Annotated in this window: 12 protein-coding genes; 2 read left to right on the top strand and 10 right to left on the bottom strand. The window is 60.0% G+C overall.

Annotated elements, in window-relative coordinates:
- Window positions 1-15 precede the first annotated feature (15 nt).
- The 4 genes from hemB to dnaN all read right to left on the bottom strand — a co-directional run bounded on the left by hemB (window position 16) and on the right by dnaN (window position 3,805).
- Window positions 16-1,005, bottom strand: a complete 990-nt coding sequence (gene hemB, locus HDF16_RS14105) for a porphobilinogen synthase (RefSeq protein WP_184217700.1) — start codon at window positions 1,003-1,005, stop codon at window positions 16-18.
- A 101-nt stretch (window positions 1,006-1,106) separates the two neighbouring features.
- Complete coding sequence (locus HDF16_RS14100; protein ID WP_184217698.1) at window positions 1,107-1,295, bottom strand: hypothetical protein; 189 nt, start codon at window positions 1,293-1,295, stop codon at window positions 1,107-1,109.
- Between the two features lie 98 nt (window positions 1,296-1,393).
- Window positions 1,394-2,380 carry a hypothetical protein gene (locus HDF16_RS14095; RefSeq protein WP_221312767.1) on the bottom strand — a complete coding sequence of 329 codons (987 nt, stop codon included), beginning with the start codon at window positions 2,378-2,380 and terminating at the stop codon, window positions 1,394-1,396.
- A gap of 255 nt (window positions 2,381-2,635) precedes the next feature.
- Complete coding sequence (dnaN, locus tag HDF16_RS14090; RefSeq protein WP_184217694.1) at window positions 2,636-3,805, bottom strand: DNA polymerase III subunit beta; 1,170 nt, start codon at window positions 3,803-3,805, stop codon at window positions 2,636-2,638.
- A gap of 774 nt (window positions 3,806-4,579) precedes the next feature.
- On the opposite strand from dnaN, the gene HDF16_RS14085 reads away from it, so the two are divergent.
- Entirely contained in the window at window positions 4,580-5,221 is a 642-nt protein-coding gene (locus HDF16_RS14085; protein ID WP_184217692.1) for an NAD(P)-dependent oxidoreductase, read from the top strand.
- 215 nt (window positions 5,222-5,436) lie between these two features.
- On the opposite strand, the gene HDF16_RS30670 is transcribed toward HDF16_RS14085, so the two are convergent.
- Together HDF16_RS30670 and HDF16_RS14080 are read right to left on the bottom strand one after the other, a co-directional pair.
- Window positions 5,437-5,601 carry a hypothetical protein gene (locus HDF16_RS30670; protein WP_246409104.1) on the bottom strand — a complete coding sequence of 55 codons (165 nt, stop codon included), beginning with the start codon at window positions 5,599-5,601 and terminating at the stop codon, window positions 5,437-5,439.
- 20 nt (window positions 5,602-5,621) lie between these two features.
- Window positions 5,622-6,473, bottom strand: a complete 852-nt coding sequence (locus HDF16_RS14080; RefSeq protein ID WP_246409103.1) for an LLM class flavin-dependent oxidoreductase — start codon at window positions 6,471-6,473, stop codon at window positions 5,622-5,624.
- Window positions 6,474-6,704: 231 nt separating this feature from the next.
- Here HDF16_RS14080 and HDF16_RS14075 point away from each other — a divergent pair, with 231 nt between their 5' ends.
- Complete coding sequence (locus tag HDF16_RS14075) at window positions 6,705-8,300, top strand: amidase (RefSeq protein WP_184217690.1); 1,596 nt, start codon at window positions 6,705-6,707, stop codon at window positions 8,298-8,300.
- A gap of 171 nt (window positions 8,301-8,471) precedes the next feature.
- Here HDF16_RS14075 and HDF16_RS14070 read toward each other — a convergent pair whose 3' ends face one another.
- From HDF16_RS14070 to HDF16_RS14055, 4 genes are all read right to left on the bottom strand, one after another.
- Window positions 8,472-10,772, bottom strand: a complete 2,301-nt coding sequence (locus HDF16_RS14070; RefSeq protein WP_184217688.1) for an Ig-like domain repeat protein — start codon at window positions 10,770-10,772, stop codon at window positions 8,472-8,474.
- A 58-nt stretch (window positions 10,773-10,830) separates the two neighbouring features.
- Window positions 10,831-11,400 (bottom strand): hypothetical protein, encoded by a 570-nt coding sequence (locus tag HDF16_RS14065; RefSeq protein WP_184217687.1) that lies wholly within the window; start codon window positions 11,398-11,400, stop codon window positions 10,831-10,833.
- Window positions 11,401-11,644: 244 nt separating this feature from the next.
- The gene (locus tag HDF16_RS14060; protein ID WP_184217685.1) at window positions 11,645-12,427 is read right to left on the bottom strand and encodes a methyltransferase family protein; all 783 of its coding nucleotides are present in this window, start codon (window positions 12,425-12,427) and stop codon (window positions 11,645-11,647) included.
- A 159-nt stretch (window positions 12,428-12,586) separates the two neighbouring features.
- A complete protein-coding gene (locus HDF16_RS14055; protein WP_246409102.1) occupies window positions 12,587-13,186 on the bottom strand; it encodes a TetR/AcrR family transcriptional regulator in 600 nt (199 codons plus the stop codon).
- Window positions 13,187-13,269: the final 83 nt, after the last annotated feature.

Genomic DNA, 13,269 nt, shown 5'->3' with positions numbered 1-13,269 from the left:
GGCCGCCACGGAACCTCACCCCAACACCCGCGCCGCATCCTTAGCAAAGTAAGTCACAATAAAGTCCGCCCCGGCCCTCCGTATACTCAGCAGCGACTCCATCATCGCCCGCTCCGGCTCAAGCCACCCGCGTTCAAACGCAGCATGCAGCATCGAGTACTCCCCCGACACCTGATAAGCCCCCATTGGCAAATCAAACCTCTCCCGAGTCGCCCGAATCACATCCAGGTAAGGCCCTGCCGGCTTCATCAGCACCATGTCCGCCCCCTCGGCCACATCCTGGTCGATCTCGCGCATCGCCTCGCGCAGATTCGCCCCATCCATCTGATACGTCTTGCGATCCCCGAACTGCGGCGCAGAATCCGCCGCCTCGCGAAACGGCCCATAGAATGCCGAAGCGAACTTCGCCGCATAGCTCATGATGGGCGTGTCCTGCTTCCCGGCAGCATCAAGCGCCGTCCGAATCGCCTCCACCCGCCCATCCATCATGTCGGAAGGCGCAACGATGTCGGCGCCGGCGACGGCCAGCGAAGCCGCCGCCTTCGCAATCAGCGCCACACTCGAATCATTCTCAATCGCGTAATGCTCACCATCGCGCGCGATCAACCCGCAATGCCCATGCGACGTGTACTCACACAAACAGACATCCGCAATCAGCACCAGCGAGTCCAGCATCTTGTCCGCCTTCATCGCCCTCAGAGCCCGCTGCGTGATCCCATCCGCATCCCACGCGCCCGAACCCTGCTCGTCCTTTGCCTCTGGCAGCCCGAATAGCAGCACCCCGCCAATCCCCAGCGCCGCACACTCCGCCGCCTCCTTCACCGCCTCGTCCACCGAGAGATTGAACACCCCCGGCATCGACAAGATCTGCTTCCGCACACCCTCACCCGGGCAGATAAACAGCGGATAGATCAACATCTCCGGCCGCAGATGCGTCTCCCTCACCAGCGACCGCATCGCCTCCGTCTTCCTCAACCGCCTCAACCGCGTAACTGGAAAATTCATCCCTCCAGTCTATCGCCGCCTTCCCCCCACAACTCCGTCATCCTGAGCGAAGTCTGGCGCGCACTTCGCGCCAGACGCAGTCGAAGGACCCGCGAGCCCGATCATCCCGCCCCGATATCCCAGATCTTTCGGCTCGGAATCGTCACAGGCGTGCCCTCCGGATGCCGTCTACCCCCGAAATCGTCCTCGATACCCACCCCGGTATCCGCCACCAAATCCGCCGTAGTACCCGATCCCGATCCCATATCCATACGGATACCCAAAGCCGTAGTACCCGGGATAATAGCCATCCGGATAGCCGTATCCACCCGCCGGGTGCCGGGTGCCCCACCCATGGCTCGCTTTTGGCCATGGGTGGGACATTCGTGCGAAGCACGAACCGCTTTATCTACCGCCGAAACCCGCCGCGATACCCACCCCGGTATCCACCGCCAAATCCGCCGTAGTACCCAATCCCAATACCGTATCCATACGGATAGCCGAACCCGTAGTAGCCCGGGTAGTACCCATAAGGATATCCACCCCCATAACCATACCCATAGGGCCCATCCTCCCCGGAGACGTTCGCATACTGCCGCCCATCCCCTCCAGCCGGCAGCAAATCCGTCGCCAACTCATACGGATAAGCCTCCACCGACTTGATCCGCTCCGCTCCTGGAACCGTCGACATCACGAACGAGAGCTGATGGTCCTCCTTCACCTTGATCCCCTTATCGCGAGAGTCACGCCCGCCCTTGCCATCGGCAGAGACCGGAGTCGCTTCAGGATGACCGTTCAGGGCAGGAAACGCCGCAGCCTCTCCACGCAGCACCCGCACCGTATTCGTATCCGCGTTGAACGTATACAGCCCATCCTTCAGCAGGGAAGTCTGTCCTCCCGGCAGGTCGACCAGTATCGCAATGTGCTGCGACGGCTGGTGCACGCTCACATTCAGCACACCCTTCTCCACCCGAATCTCCGTCCCCTGCGGCGTAGCCGAGATCGTCCTCACCACGCTCGTCGACCGCGACCGCAGCCAAACTCCAGCCACCGGCTGCGAGTCCTGAATCGGTGCCGGCCGCTGCATCGCCTCCTGCCCATCATCCTGCCGATACCGTCCCCGCCTTACCATCGGCCCACGGCTGTCCCACTGCCCCTGATTCGGACCCTGTCCCGACTGTGAATAGGGCCCCTGGTTCGCATCCGGAGCCACGGGCGGCGTTGGAGGAGCAGGAGGCTGAGGAGGTGCAGGTGGCGCAGGGTTAGCCTGATACGCCCGAACAACAGGGGCTGGCGATTGCGTCGCCGCGGATCCAGTCAAATCAGCAGTCTGTGCAGACATCACGCCCGCAGCTGTAACAAGTAGGGAGGAAGCAATTGCCAGCGACTTAAACATAAAAACCTCTGCATAAGTAGACGCTTTCAGCATTCGAAAGGGAGCATCCGTAAGCATCCCGGCTCCTCCGAACCCTGCTATAGGTCAATCCCGGAGTAGTAGCGGGCTTCAGCCGGCGGTGACCATCGCAATCCCCGTGCGCCCGCTTCGCGCGAAGCGCGACCCGGATTTTTTTGCACAGCTTATCCTCTGACCTCACACAAACAGAAGAGGCGGCCCACAAGGGGCCGCCTCTTTAACTTCGACGTAGAAAAATCAAATCCGCATCGGCATCAAGATATACCGATATTTCACATCCTCATTGCCATCTTCCGGCCGCATCTGCCCCGCACTCTGCGCGTCCTTGAACTCCAGCCGAACCTCGCCCTGCGTCCCAATCGCCTTCAAAAAGTCGATCAGATACTGGCTGTTGAAACCCACCACGAGCGGGTCATAGTTATAAGGCGTCTCGATCGTATCTTCCGACTCACCCGCATCCGTAGAAGATGAAGACAGCTTCAACTCGTTCTGCTCCAGCCGGATCTTGATCGCACCCGAGCGCTCATCCGCAAACTGCGCCACACGCTGAATCGCGGCCATCAGGTCTTCCGACCGAACGATGACGAATTTGGTGTTTTCGCGAGGAAGAACCGCCTCATAGTTCGGGAACTGTCCTGTCAGCTTGCGGCTCGTAAGCACCCGCCCGCCAATCTTGAAGAACAGCGTCTGGTCATCATCCGCAAAGTCCAGCGTCTCCGCATCGGTCGAACCCAGCAGGGAAGCGATCTCCGCCAGCGCCTTCCTCGGGATCAGCGTCTTCTTCTCGCCCGAGATCCCCTCAAGCGTCTCGCCCGTCTTCTCGATATGCGCCAGCCGGTGGCCATCCGTCGCCACCATCGCCATCGACTCCGCCTTCAGCACCAGCAGCGCGCCGTTCAGCGTGTACCGGCTCTCCTCGTTCGAAATGGCGAAGATCGTCTTCGACACCATGTTCTTCAGCGAAGGCACCGCGATCTTGTACGCTCCAGAAGCAGGGAACTCGGGCACCTGCGGGAAGTTCGCGCGCGCCATGCCGACCATCTTCGTATTCGACCGACCCGCCCGAATCTGCACCCAGTGGTTGTCCATCAGCTTGATCGAGATCTCGCCCTCGGGCAGCAGCTTGATGTAGTCGTAAAGCTTGCGCGCCGGAATCGTGCACGCGCCCGGCTTCTTCACCTTCGCCGCGCAACTCGTCCGCAGGCTCTGGTCCAGATCGGTCGCGGTAATCGTCAGCCGCCCGGCCGTCTCTCCCTCGCCCACCGTCGCCTCGAACAGAAAGTTCGAAAGGATCGGGATCGTCGTCTTCCGCTCCACAACACTCTGCGCCGCCGTCAACTCCCGCAGCAACTCCGCCCGCGAAACGGTGATCTCAAGGTTGCCGGTTGGTGCCGCGGCGGTCGTCATCCCAGTCTCCTTACCAGAATCCTTGGCAACATCCTCGGTAGCATCTATCACGGTCTCTGTCTCCAATTCCATCAATCGCGTAACTCGTTCGTACTGTGGCCGCTTGCAAAAACTCTACACCGAAGAGGCCAAACCGTGCACTCTCTTTGATGCATCGCATCGTCAGTTGCCTATCCTCCTGATTCTAGGGTTTACCTCCCTCACAAGCGACAACAAACTTTGTGCAAATCCCATGCAGCTCTGTGAACCCCGCGTCCGTCGCGCCCTGCTCGCCACAAACACGAGAGGGATCAGGCACGAAGTCGGGTGCCCCACCCATGGCTCGCACTTGGCCATGGGTGGGCTGCCACAAATACCCGCCACGGTGGCTTCTCGAACCTCTACAAACTCCACCCCGGCGACTGCTTCTAAGAAACTAGATAAAAGAGAGACAAATACTAGTAGCAGTAGTCGTTCACGCTGGAAATGTGGAAACTCAGCCAACGCCCAACTGATTCAACGACATCCGCCTCTGTCCCGTTTTACAAATCCGGTTGATCCCAATCGCAAGCATCGGATTACCCGGCTGCCAATCCCCCATCCGTCCTCCCTTATCCCACTTCCGCACAATGGCTTTCGCACAGCCGCGAAGAAGAAACGTTCGTATCGTGGGAATATTTCCCAAGTATTCAAAGAATGAACACCTTACCAAGCCTCTTTTTTGAACAGCCGGCCTTGTGCCCAGTGGATAATCGGCATCGAACCCAGCAGCACCCCAGTCTCAGGAGTCCTCCCATGCACATCGCCATCTTCGGAGCCAATGGCCGCACCGGCTCACTTCTCACCGGCCGCGCCCTGGCCGCCGGTCACACCGTCTCCGCCCTGGTCCGAGAACCCAAAAAGTTCCCCTACGCCGCCCGCTGTCGCGTCGTCGAAGGCAGCGTCTTCGATCCGGCCGCCATCTCCGCGACTCTCCGCGATACCGACGCCGTCTTCTCCGCCCTCGGCGCTCACTCGCCGTTCAAAAAAGAGGACGTCCTCGAACGCGCCATGCCCCTCATCACCGCCGCCATGGAGCAGTACGGCCCCAGTCGTCTCATCGCCCTCGGCTCCGCGGGAGCTCTCCCCAACTCACTCGACAAGCAGGCTTCCTGGCGTCGCTGGATCGTCCAGAAGATCGTCTACAACGTCTTCCTCAAGTATCCGGTAGCCTCCCAGATCTTCCAGTACGCCATCCTCTCCCACAGCAATCTCGATTGGACCATGGTCATGCCCCCCATGCTCACCGGCGGCCCCGCCAAGGGCCACTACCGCATCGACCCCGACGCTCTCCCCCATAACGGTTCAAGCATCTCCCGCTCCGACGTAGCCGACTTCATGATGCTCCAGCTAACCAACTCGCAATGGATCAAGAAGGGCGTCTACATCACCTGGTAGCTTCGCCGCGAGAGTCCCCTCGTCTGCCGGTAGCCTTTCGCCACAAGTCTTTGCCGTCATCCGGAACGGAGTGAGGACCCCGACGAACTTTTTACTGAACCCAGACCGTTCGCCCCTTTCGGCCAAGGTACTTTTCCTGGACAACGCCCGGGTGCCCCATCCATGACACGCCTTTGGTCATGGGTGGGACGTAAACCCTATCCCAGCGGTCTTTTTCAAACCGAAACACCCAGAGCCTTCCTCACCATAGGAGCCACCTTCGTCCCCAGCATCTCAATCGACTTCAACATCTGCTTATGCTCCAACGCCACATTCGTCATCTGGAACGTAATCCTCGCCAGCCCACCCAGAGCCTCATTCTCCCGCAGAATCTTCTCCACAATCTCCTCCGCAGTCCCAATCAGGTAAGCCCCGGTCTCCCCCGCGTAGCCTCAAAGTTCTCCCGAGTAGTCGGCGGCCACCCACGCTCCTTGCCGATGTGCGTGAACATCCGCTCATGCCCGGGCCAAAACTCATCCGAAGCTCCTTGAGATGTTTCTCCAACAAACCCGAACTGATGCAGCCCCACCTTCAACTCACCAGCCGGAACCCCAGCCCGACGCCCCGCTTCGCGATAAAGCTCAATCAGCGGCGCGAAGCGATGCGGCTCCCCGCCAATAATCGCCACCATCAGCGGCAGCCCCAACGCCCCGGCGCGAGCAAACGAAGCCGGCGTCCCACCCACTCCAACCCAGATCGGTAGCTTCTCCTGAATGGGCCGCGGATACACTCCCTGCCCGGTTAACGCCGCCCGATGCTTGCCCGCCCATTCCACATGCACGTTGTCGCGCACCTCCAGCAGCAGCTCCAGCTTCTCCTCAAACAACGAGTCATAGTCCTCGAACTTCATCCCAAAAAGCGGATAAGCCTCGCCAAACGACCCCCGCCCCACCACCATCTCCGCCCGCCCCTTCGACACCAGGTCGAGCGTCGCAAACTCCTGAAACACCCTCACCGGGTCAGCCGCGCTCAACACCGTCACAGCACTCGTCAGCGTAATCCGCTTAGTCCGCGCCGCCGCCGCCAGCAGCACCACCGGAGCCGAGTCCAGAAACTCCTCCCGATGATGTTCCCCAATCCCAAACGTATCCAACCCCACCTGATCGGCCATCTCAATCTCTTCCAGCAGATTCGCAATCCTCTGCCCCGCCGACATCGCCACCCCACCCGGCTCCGAGATCACCGCCGCAAAACTATCAATCCCAATCTGCATAAAGAATCCTCCCCACTAGTTTGTCATCCTTACTTCTTTTTATTTGTCATCCCCGAAGGGGATCTGCGTTTGCCTTTAAGCGTTGCCATCGCCACGAGGAATCGGGTGCCCCATCCATGACGCGCCTTTGGTCATGGGTGGGATCGTAAAACGCACACCTCACCAGCATTCCCCCTTGCGTCACGCTCCCGAAGCAGAGACTCTAAGTCATCACAAACTCAAAGGCGGTCCATGAAAAAGCTCTCTCGACGCGACTTCACCACCCTGTGCGGCAGCACCCTCGCCATCGGAGGCCTATTCTCCGCCTCACCTAACCCGCTATCCGCGTCTGAAGCCCTAAGCGACGACCTAACCAGCCTCACCCTACTCGAAGCATCGACCCGCATCCGCAATCGCACCGTCACCTCGACGCAGTTAACCAAAGCGCTTCTCGCCCGCATCGCCATCTACGACCCCAAGGTGAACTCCTACGTCACCCTCATGGCCACGGAAGCCCTGAAGCAGGCCGCGCAGCTGGACGAAGAGGCGAAAGCGGGAAAGTTTCGCAGCCCGCTCCACGGCATCCCCATCGCCCTCAAGGACAACATCGACACCGCTGGCACCCGCACCACTGCCGCCAGCCCGATGTTCCGCACCCGCGTCCCCACCGAAGACGCAGAAGTAGTGACGAAGCTCGTAGCCTCCGGCGCAGTCATCCTCGGCAAGGTCAACCTTCACGAGTTCGCCCTCGGCTGCACCGGCGACGTATCCTACTTCGGCCCCTCGCGCAATCCCTGGAACCTCGAGCTCGTCACCGGCGGCAGCTCCGCTGGCTCAGGCGCCGCCGTCGCCGCCGACCTCTGCTACGGCGCCCTCGGCACCGACACTGGAGGCAGCATCCGCGTGCCCTCCTCCTGGTGCGGCATCGTCGGCATCAAGCCCACCACCGGCCTGGTCTCCATTCGCGGCATCATCCCCTGCCTGGCCTCGCTTGACCACTGCGGCCCCATGGCCCGCACCGTCGAAGACGTAGCCCTCATGCTGACCGAGCTAGCAGGCTACGACAATCAGGACCCCTTCAGCGTCCAAGCCCCGAAGCAGGACTACTTCAAGCTCATGAACCAGCCCGTTTCCAGCTTCCGTCTAGGCGCACCGGTCGAGTACTACGATCACCTAGAACCCGAAGTAGCAGAAATCGTAGCCGCCGCGGTCCTAGTTCTCAGCAAGCTCACCCGCGGCATCACCTCTCACGCTCCGCTCCCTGCCATGCCCGAGGGCGAAAACTTCTTCAACGCCATCGGCGACACCGCCGCCTATCACGAGCCGCTCATCAAGCAATCCGGCATGAACTACATGCCTCCCACCCTCGGCGACATGAAGTCCATCCTCACGCCCGCGACCGCCTCCGACAGCTCGAACGCTCACTACACGCTCGCCATGATCCGCCGCCACGTCGACGCCGCTTTCAAAGAGATCGACCTGGTCGTCATGCCCACCACCACCAGCCTGCCTAAGTCCCTCAAAGACTCATTGAAGGTAGAGATGAGCGATCGCAAGCCCAAGAAGGCCTATGACTTCTTCGATCCCACATCAGGCTGCTACAACACCGCACCCTTCGATGTCTACGGAGTTCCCGCGCTGACGCTCCCCTGCGGCTTCTCGAAGAGCGGCCTTCCCGTTGGCCTGATGATCGCCGGTCCTCACTTCTCCGAAGGCAAGGTCCTCGCACTCGCCTATGCCTTCCAGCAAGCCACAGACTGGCACAAACGCAAGCCCGCCCTGACCCCCGAAACTCCAGTCCCACCCCTCATCGAAGCAGACGCAGAGCCCAAGCCAGCAAACTCCTGACTTCAGCCGACGCGGCTTATTCCCAAAGGAACGTCATCTCGACCGAAGCGACGGACGCCCCACCCATGGCTCGCAGCTGGCCATGGGTGGGAATAGAGCCACCGCACCACCATCAGCCATATCCGCGGCGCTTCCTTCACTCCGGGTCCGATATACAAACCATCAACGTCTTCACTCTCCCACCCGCACCGTCATCCCCACTGAGTGCGACAGGCCGCTTGCTCCATCGCTCGCCGTCACCGTCACCGGGTAGCTCCCCGGCGGCGTAGACCCCGGCAGCTTCCCGCTGCACCCCTGCAGCCCAAACAGTCCAACCACCGCAATCAAGCTCAGCAGCTTCCACTTCCGTCTCCCCAGCAACGCCAGCACCGGGAAGAACATCATCGCCAGCACCGGCCCACTCCGCCCAGCAATCGTTCCCACTTGCGTCCCCGACTCAAACAACTGGCTTGTGTCGAAGACCATCTTTTCGCCCACCGCTCCAGCAGCCAAAGATACCGTCGCCCCCGGCTGAAAGACACACTGTGCGTTCACCGGAACTCCCGAGCAGCTCAGCGTCACCGTCCCTTTGTACCCTCCAATCGGCGACACCGACACGCTCATTACCGCGTAGTCACCCGAAGGAATCGTCACCGTATTCGGCGTCACGCTCACCGAAAAGTCGTAGCTCTGAATCACCTCGGCCACAGCCGCCGAGACCGCGCCCGCATACTCCGCTCCCCCCACATAACTTGCCGTGATGCTGTGCGTGCCAATGCTCAGCGAACTCGTCGTAAACGTAGCCGTCCCGGCCACAATCGCCGTGCTCCCTAACACGCCACCCTGGTCCGCAAAGACCACGTTCCCCGAAGCCGCCGCAACTCCACTGACGCCCGTCAGGACACTCGCCGTCAGCGTCACCGTCTGCCCAAAGTTCGCCGGATTCGGTGTCACTGACAACGCAACGCTCGTCCCCACCGGCGTCACCACCTGCATCACCGTGTTCGAAGTGCTCGTGTCGAAATTCCCCGAGCCGCCATACACCGCCGTCACCGTATGACTCCCCAGCGCCAGCGAACTCGTGCTGAAGCTCGCATTGCCAGCAGCCGAGACCGTCACCGTCCCCAGCACTGCCGTCCCATCGAGAAAGTTCACCGTCCCCGCAGGCGACCCCGTCGAACTCGTCGCCGCAACCTTGGTCGTAAACGTCACACTCTGCCCGAACGCCGAAGGATTCAGGGAAGAGGTCAGCACCGGCGTCGTCGGCGCTCCATTCACCACCTCAACCACCACCGGCGATCGGCTCGAAGCGAAGTTCGTCGTCGCCTGGTACACCGCCGAGATGTTGTAGCTCCCAGCCCCCAGCGTGTTGATCGTCGCCGTCGCCAACCCGCTGCTGTTCACCGTGGCATTCGCCAGCAGCGTCGTCCCGGCAAAGAACGCCACCGTCCCCGTCGGCGACCCGAATTGCGACGATACGTCAGAGCTCAGCGTGATTGTTTGAAACGCCGCCGCCGGGTTCGGCGATACCGTCAGCGTCGTCGCGGTCGGATACCCGGTCACCACCTGCACCACCAGTTTTGAGGTGCTGGCATCGAAGTTGAAGTCGCCCGCATAGGTCGCGGTGATGTTGTGGCTTCCCACCGTCAGCGCCGACGTGACGTAAGTCGCCACCGCGCTACCGTTCAGGGCGCCTGTGCCAAGCACGGTCGTTCCATCCAGAAACGTCACCACACCCGTTGGCACATTGCAGTTACCGGTCAGCGTCGCCGTAAAGGTCACATCGCTCCCGCCCACCGAAGGGTTCGGAGAGGAAGTTAGCGCAATCGGCGGATGCGGGCGCACTTCATACACCCCCATATCAATGGTCCCGCACACCGTCCGCGCCTTCGCATCGAGGTCCGCAGGAGGAACTTGCGGAGCGTTGATGTCTCCTGCAGCAACAACGGGCGACGTTGGCTGCGTATGGAAGTCGTCCAACGAGGCGTCTACGAACTGAGGATCAACAGAAATACTCCCTGGGCCTAATGTGCATGGATAACCTTGGGTGCCTTGAGGGAGATAAATATCGTTATGATCTACAGTCACCGGTCCGGTCACACCGTTACACGCGAGAGCACTCCCGTCACCGAAAAAAATATTGTTCGTGATCGTTGATACGCCAAATGTGAAACTTATGACTTCTCCAAGGCCATAGATGGTGTTGTTTGTCTCGATGACAGTTGTGGGGACATTCTGGAAATACGACCCGTCTAACTGCGCATTTCCCCCTGCATTCCCGTAAAAGAGATTCTGCACCATGGTAAGACTCATCCCATTGTCGAGGAGCAAATCTAGGCCGGTGTTGCCATCTCCAGAGTAGTTGGGTTCCCCAAACTGATTGTTTCGAACGATATTGCTTTGGAAGAGAACCGATTTGCCAGATACGAGCAACACTCCCGAACCCGTGCTGATGGATGAATTTTCTTCGATCACATTACCGATGATCTGCACATTTCCAGCATTGATCGTGCTCAGACCGCCGCCTGGAACCGATAAAGTGACTGTCGAACTAGTACCTGACAGAACGGTGCATCCCCCCCCCACCGGAGAGGGTGGCTGGATTCTGGCGAATATCGTTGTTCTCGATGAGCGGGCTGCTCTGATTTACTACGATGATGCCGCAGCCGTTCTTTTGAACAATGTTGTTCGTGACCGTAGGCGAAGCGCCGTTGGTTTCGACACCCGCACCTCCATAATTCACGCCAGAATCAACATGCCCGTTCTGAATCGTGAACCCGTTTAGAACTGAGTTCAATCCCTCTCCAGACCCAAAATTAACCGCAGATCCGCCGGCGACGCTGTTGATGATCGTGGCTGACGCCCCCGCGTAGCTGGTCGCTCCACTGGTCACAGTGATCGCCTTGCCTCCAAAGTCGATACTTTCGTTGTAAATTCCGGGCGCGACCAGCACCGTGTCCCCATTGCTCGCCGCGTTGATCCCCGCCTGGATCGTCGGGTGATCCGCAGGCACATGAATGGTCACCTGCGCCCACGCCCCTGGCGCACCCGCAGCCAGCAACACCAGGCCCCACCGTAACCCATCAACCCATGAGCGAACTAACTCCGCCCTACTGGCCATAAGCCAATATCCGGATAGCTCCTGCAAGTTTCAAAGAAATAAAAAGAAGTTCGAAATCAGCGACTAGAACTCGACAAAAATGTATTCGCATGAGGGGATAAAGCACAGCTCCCAGTGAGATGAGCAGAGAATACTACGTCCCACAGCAATCGGCGAAGCTGACTTGCTTCCAACTTAGCCGCCATCCTGTGCCCCATTCATCGCGCCTTTGTTTTACGCGATGAGTGGGTCCGCCACAAATTCCTCAAGCCGCAACCACCCGCGGCACAAACGCTCTCGCCACCAGCGAAGCCCCGAACGCCACCACCACTCCCTGGATCACCAGCAGAGCGTTATACCGCATCCCCACACTCGCGAACGCCACCGCCACTCCCCAGAAGTAAACCTCGCCCAGCACCGCCATCCCCCACGACGGCCGTACCCCCGAACCCATCACCCGAGCCCTCAACGAAGGCACAATCCGAGGCACCAGCCGCTTGTACTCGAGATACCGCTCCCCCAGATTCCCCTCAAGAAACGCTTCTTCCCCACCAATCAATCGCATCTGTTCGATAGCAATCGCCACGACGACAAATACCGCCCCACTAAGCGGCATCAACAGAGTCACCGCCAGCGTATGCAGCATCGTCCCCACATAAAGCGGGTTCCGCATATACCGGTAGGGCCCATCCGCCACCACGCCCGCAGCAGTAGTCTGGTCAGCGTTAAGGGCGGAAGCATCATGCATCCCGCCATCCTTCACCACCGCTGACCCGATGTACGCCGCTCCCCACGTCCGAAGCGCCGCGCCCGCCAGCGCAAAGAAGATCCCCAGCGCCAGCAGCAGATTTGCCGCGCCCGTCAGCGAAGTCCATCCCGCCCGCTCAATCGCCAGCGCCGCCGGCAGCCAGATAGCCTTCCCCGACCAGAACCCCGCCGCCACCCCACCCTTGTTCAACAGATAATTCCATGGCGCAGTAAACCCCAGCACATAGATCACCCCATGCACCAAAAACCGCAGCCGAAACTCCAAAGCACTAGCTTTCATATCCCTAGACTACTTGCATTCGCTTCCACATCTTCCGAGCGAACCTCGGTCTGTGATCGCTTCCATTTGGTTTGTCATTCCCGAAGGGAATCTGCCTTTACCGCCAAGGTCGCCGGGTGCTCCACATCCCGCTTCTGAGATGTTGGATTCAAGGAACCTCTAAACCGCCCCACTCATCAAAATCGGCTTCACCATAGCCTCAATCTGACCCGCCATCTCCTCCGCCGACACCCGTCCCGGCGTCTGCAACCATCTCCGAGCCGCCCCAAACATGGCCCAAGCCGCCGCCGTCCCCAGCATCTCCGAATCAACCGCCGGCCGAGCCTCGTGCTTGCTCGCGCCCTCGCGAAACATCCCCTCAACCGCCGGTATGATCGAACCTTCGAGCGGCATCTTCGTCAACTGGCTCGGGCACCCCGTCGTCTCCGAAAGATAGTCGCAAACTCCTAGCGCAATCGCCCTCAGGGCCCCATCACAATCCGTAAACGAAAGCCCGCGCCGCGCAATCAGCTCCCGAAACCGCGCCGCCGTCATCGCCTGAAGCAAGGCATTCTTATCCGGATAGTGCAGATAGAAGGTAGCCCGGTTCAGAGTCGCAGCGTCAGCGATCTCCTGCACCGAGATATCCTCGAACTCCTTCTCATTCAGCAACTTGATCAGCGCATCCATCAACATCCGCCGGCTGCGCAGGATGCGCGGGTCGGTCGCTTCCACTGCCGTGTCGGATTGAATCACCTGAGCCATCGCACCTTCGAGCATAACTCGCTCTGAAGCAATAGATGCTTACGCGACACCTGTCGATTTATTGAATCGACGAATGTCGAATAAGCGTCATATGTCGT

Source organism: Granulicella aggregans (assembly GCF_014203275.1).
GTDB lineage: Bacteria > Acidobacteriota > Terriglobia > Terriglobales > Acidobacteriaceae > Edaphobacter.
This window is presented reverse-complemented; position numbering and strand designations above follow the sequence as displayed.

What these genes read in the sequence shown, in the direction of transcription:
- HDF16_RS14060 (WP_184217685.1), bottom strand. Translation starts at nt 12,427, where the DNA reads ATGAAAGCTAGTGCTTTGGAGTTTCGGCTGCGGTTTTTGGTGCATGGG.
- dnaN (WP_184217694.1), bottom strand. Translation starts at nt 3,805, where the DNA reads ATGACGACCGCCGCGGCACCAACCGGCAACCTTGAGATCACCGTTTCG.
- hemB (WP_184217700.1), bottom strand. Translation starts at nt 1,005, where the DNA reads ATGAATTTTCCAGTTACGCGGTTGAGGCGGTTGAGGAAGACGGAGGCG.
- HDF16_RS14100 (WP_184217698.1), bottom strand. Translation starts at nt 1,295, where the DNA reads ATGGCTATTATCCCGGGTACTACGGCTTTGGGTATCCGTATGGATATG.
- HDF16_RS14075 (WP_184217690.1), top strand. Translation starts at nt 6,705, where the DNA reads ATGAAAAAGCTCTCTCGACGCGACTTCACCACCCTGTGCGGCAGCACC.
- HDF16_RS14085 (WP_184217692.1), top strand. Translation starts at nt 4,580, where the DNA reads ATGCACATCGCCATCTTCGGAGCCAATGGCCGCACCGGCTCACTTCTC.
- HDF16_RS14055 (WP_246409102.1), bottom strand. Translation starts at nt 13,186, where the DNA reads ATGCTCGAAGGTGCGATGGCTCAGGTGATTCAATCCGACACGGCAGTG.
- HDF16_RS14065 (WP_184217687.1), bottom strand. Translation starts at nt 11,400, where the DNA reads ATGGCCAGTAGGGCGGAGTTAGTTCGCTCATGGGTTGATGGGTTACGG.
- HDF16_RS14080 (WP_246409103.1), bottom strand. Translation starts at nt 6,473, where the DNA reads ATGCAGATTGGGATTGATAGTTTTGCGGCGGTGATCTCGGAGCCGGGT.
- HDF16_RS14095 (WP_221312767.1), bottom strand. Translation starts at nt 2,380, where the DNA reads ATGTTTAAGTCGCTGGCAATTGCTTCCTCCCTACTTGTTACAGCTGCG.